This window comes from Halomonas sp. 3D7M, from assembly GCF_014897885.1.
GTDB lineage: Bacteria > Pseudomonadota > Gammaproteobacteria > Pseudomonadales > Halomonadaceae > Vreelandella.
Map to the genome: position 1 here is coordinate 33,228 of NZ_JABUZF010000261.1, position 3,787 is coordinate 37,014.

The following is a 3,787-nucleotide window of genomic DNA, read 5'->3' on the forward strand; positions in this document are numbered from 1 at the left end:
ACGATAAACTTATGGGCTACTGCCATGGATATTCCTCCGGTTCCTCGAGCAGCGGGGTTGACTACCGCCGCGACGCTAGGCTCATACGGTTGAAGCATGGTACCCCATGGGCTTCGTCATTCCCAAGCATCACATGCACTATTTGTCATAGATACGTCATCCAAACAGAAATAACAGTGCCGGCTCCATGGCCGGCACTGCAACGGATCTGTCCAGTTTGCCTTATTTAACATAGCAAATGAATGACATCCGTCATTTAAAAGTGCCCCCATTAGAAAGATAACTGGGGGCAAAGAGCATTACTGGTTGGCACGATGCTCGATGAGTTCGTCCACTACTGACGGATCAGCCAGCGTGCTGGTATCGCCCAGGCCGTCACACTCATTAGCTGCAATTTTACGTAAAATGCGCCGCATAATTTTACCAGAACGTGTTTTTGGCAGCCCTGGCGCCCACTGAATTACATCTGGCGATGCAATCGGGCCAATATCTTTACGTACCCATTGAGTCAGCTCTTTCTTGAGTTCATCCGTGGGATCAACATCATCATTGAGCGTTACATAGATATAGATGCCCTGGCCCTTAATATCGTGCGGGAAGCCAACGACGGCGGCTTCTGCCACTGCCGAGTGAGCAACCAGAGACGACTCTATTTCAGCAGTGCCCATACGGTGGCCTGAGACGTTAAGCACGTCGTCAACCCGCCCTGTAATCCAGTAATAGCCATCCTCATCCCGACGACAGCCATCCCCAGTAAAATACATGCCATCGTAAGTAGAGAAGTAGGTTTGTACAAAGCGTTCGTGGTCGCCCCAAATGGAGCGCGCTTGGCCCGGCCAGGAGTCGAGAATGACTAGATTGCCTTCCGTCTCGCCTTCTAATTTATGGCCTTCATTATCCACCAGCGCGGGGTTCACACCAAAGAAGGGCGTTGTCGCAGAACCAGGCTTTAGATCTGTAGCACCGGGAAGTGGCGCGATCATAATGCCGCCCGTTTCGGTTTGCCACCAAGTATCCACAATAGGACACTGCTCATTGCCAATAACGCGATAGAACCACTCCCAGGCTTCTGGGTTGATAGGTTCGCCCACAGAACCCAGCAAGCGCAATGAATCACGTTTGCTAGAGTCCATCACGTTATCACCATGCGCCATTAAGGCACGGACAGCGGTAGGCGCGGTATAGAGGATATTGACCTGATGCTTATCGACAATTTCGCCCATGCGGCCATGGCTTGGGTAGCTCGGTACGCCTTCAAACATTAGCGTGGTTGCACCATTGGCAAGCGGTCCGTACACGATATAGCTGTGGCCCGTCACCCAGCCTACGTCCGCTGTACACCAGTAAATTTCACCTTCTTGATAGTCGAAAACATACTGATGGGTCATCGCGGCGTAGGTCAGGTAGCCGCCAGTGGTATGCTTTAAGCCCTTAGGCGCACCGGTTGACCCAGAGGTATAGAGAATAAACAGTGGATCTTCGGCATTCATGGCCTCAACTGGGCATTCGGTAGACTGCTTATCCACCAGCTCGTCAAACCAAATGTCACGACCTTCCTGCCAATCAATATCACCGCCTGTACGCTTCACCACCAATACGTTTTTACATACATCGGTGCCGTTACGCGTCAACGCTGAATCGACGTTCTCCTTAAGGGGCACGTGTTTACCACCACGCACCGACTCATCAGCAGTGATCACCAGTTTAGAATCAGCACCAATGACCCGCTGAGCGACGGCATCCGGCGAAAAGCCGCCAAACACAACAGAGTGCACAGCACCAATACGTGCACATGCCAACATGGCCATGGCCGCCTCGGGAATCATCGGCATATACAGCGTCACTGTATCGCCTTTGTTAACTCCCAGCGACTTCAGGCCGTTGGCCAGCTGGTTCGTGCGCTCATAAAGCTCACGGTAAGTAATGTGTTTTGAATCGTTAGGGTTATCCCCTTCCCAGATAATCGCCGTTTGGTCGCCACGCTTCTCCAAGTGGCGATCTAGACAGTTGGCGCTAACGTTTAGCTCACCATCTTCAAACCAGCGAATATCAACATTATCGCGTGCAAAGGAGGTGTTTTTAATCTTGGTTGGCGTCTTGATCCAATCCAGACGCTTTGCTTGCTCAGCCCAGAAACTTTCCGGGTCGTCCATGGACTGCTGATACATTGCCGCATATTTATCTTTATCAGCCCATGCACTGGCAGCGATACTATCGCGCACTGGATAGACGTTTTTATGCTCGCTCATGAAGTTGCCTCTGTCCGTGAAATTGCACTCTCTAGAAAATGGTGTCGGTATTATTATTAGTCGCACCGACGCGCTTAATATTTACCTAGCATAAACCTCCCAACGCCGGCTTCCCTTTAGACATTGGTATTAACATTTTCAATATTAAAAACAATAAGTTAAAACACTTTCAAGGTTTTCTAAAAGCACTGTAGACCAAGGTCTGATCACAATGGCGGCAGCGATAGCGACGCCCCTTTACCACTAAAGAATGACGCCTGGCTGTGAAACAATGCGTTTGACAGCCACATTGATAATAATATGGCCGAGACTGGGCATCCTGAACATCAAAGCGATGAGTCACCTTAGGCTCAAGGCCAAACAGGTCTCGCATGACGGCTTGCCATTCTCGACCATGCGGTTTGAGCCGCGTGCCATTGGCTAAATGAAAGACTAACCAATGCGCCATTTCATGGGGAATCACCTCGTCAAAAAACGCCTGCCGATTATTGCTCAGTAAAACAGGATTAAAACGCAGCCCGCCACGCCCTAGATGGGCCTGCCCTGCTGAGGCACCTTTTAGGTCGAACCACACCTTTGGCGCTGGCAGCGCAGGATAGACTTCTTGGCAGCGTCTTAACGCTTCATCAGTTCTGTCTCGCACGGCGTGCATGAGCGCCTCTGAAGAGAGTGTTGCAAGTTTTTCAGCAGGCCATGGGGGCAGTGGTAAAGTCTTCATTAGTGATAAACTAACCAGTAACGATGTTGCCAACGAGTGTTGCCGATCAACATCTTTTTCTCAAAGACGATTTTTATGATGAGGCCCCTTATGGCAGAGCGCAATAACGTTCCCGCAGCAACGTCGCCCAATACCACCCCACCTCAGCCACTACTTGATGACGAGCAGCTTGATCGATTGGATGACTTTCTCGACTCAGAGCAGGTCGGCGAAGATGCGCTGGATCTTATCTCTGCCCATGGCTTTTTAGTGGCGCTGGCGGTTGCCCCTAGCGAATTACCCACCAGTCAATGGCTAGCTGAGCTGTTTCAGGGAGAGCCAAGTTATCGGGATGATGCCGAACGAGACGAGATTATCCAACTGTTAACACTGCTACGTGACAACGCCGTCGCAGTGCTTGAACAAGGTGGTTTACCAGAGCTACCCTTCGAGCTAACGCTCGATGGTATCCCCGCGGAGGAAACGCCCATCGGCGACTGGTGCGCGGGGTTTATGGAAGGTGTCTTTAGCGACGAAAGCGCGTGGTTCCAAGATGACGAAGAAGCTGCCGCCACGCTACTGTTACCCTTTATGTCGCTTTCAGGTTTATTCGATGATGAGCCAGAAATGGCTGAGATGGCCCAAGATCAGGCCAGTCAGGAAACCTTTGTTGCTCAACTGCCAGAACTAGTCCTGGATCTTTATCTTCATTACCGCGTGCCCCCCGAAACGCCGAAACCTAAGCCACGCAAGAAAACCCCGGCCAAAGGTAAAAAGCGTCGATAGCCGATTGCTAACCGCGCATTATTTAAGGCGGGTGACAATACCATCCACTACGCCA

Annotated in this window: 3 protein-coding genes; 1 reads left to right on the forward strand and 2 read right to left on the reverse strand. The window is 51.0% G+C overall.

Annotation, left to right across the window (positions count from 1 at the left end):
• Positions 1-299 precede the first annotated feature (299 nt).
• Entirely contained in the window at positions 300-2,249 is a 1,950-nt protein-coding gene (gene acs / locus INT22_RS17025; protein ID WP_193061852.1) for an acetate--CoA ligase, read from the reverse strand.
• A gap of 169 nt (positions 2,250-2,418) precedes the next feature.
• Complete coding sequence (locus INT22_RS17030; protein WP_193061853.1) at positions 2,419-2,967, reverse strand: SprT family zinc-dependent metalloprotease; 549 nt, start codon at positions 2,965-2,967, stop codon at positions 2,419-2,421.
• A gap of 90 nt (positions 2,968-3,057) precedes the next feature.
• Between INT22_RS17030 and INT22_RS17035 the strand changes: the two genes are divergently transcribed.
• On the forward strand, positions 3,058-3,732 hold the full coding sequence (locus INT22_RS17035; RefSeq protein ID WP_089039747.1) for a YecA/YgfB family protein: 675 nt from the start codon (positions 3,058-3,060) through the stop codon (positions 3,730-3,732).
• Positions 3,733-3,787 lie beyond the last annotated feature (55 nt).

Excerpts from the sequence above, each read along its gene's own strand:
- acs (WP_193061852.1), bottom strand. The coding sequence starts at position 2,249 with ATGAGCGAGCATAAAAACGTCTATCCAGTGCGCGATAGTATCGCTGCC.
- INT22_RS17030 (WP_193061853.1), bottom strand. The coding sequence starts at position 2,967 with ATGAAGACTTTACCACTGCCCCCATGGCCTGCTGAAAAACTTGCAACA.
- INT22_RS17035 (WP_089039747.1), top strand. The coding sequence starts at position 3,058 with ATGGCAGAGCGCAATAACGTTCCCGCAGCAACGTCGCCCAATACCACC.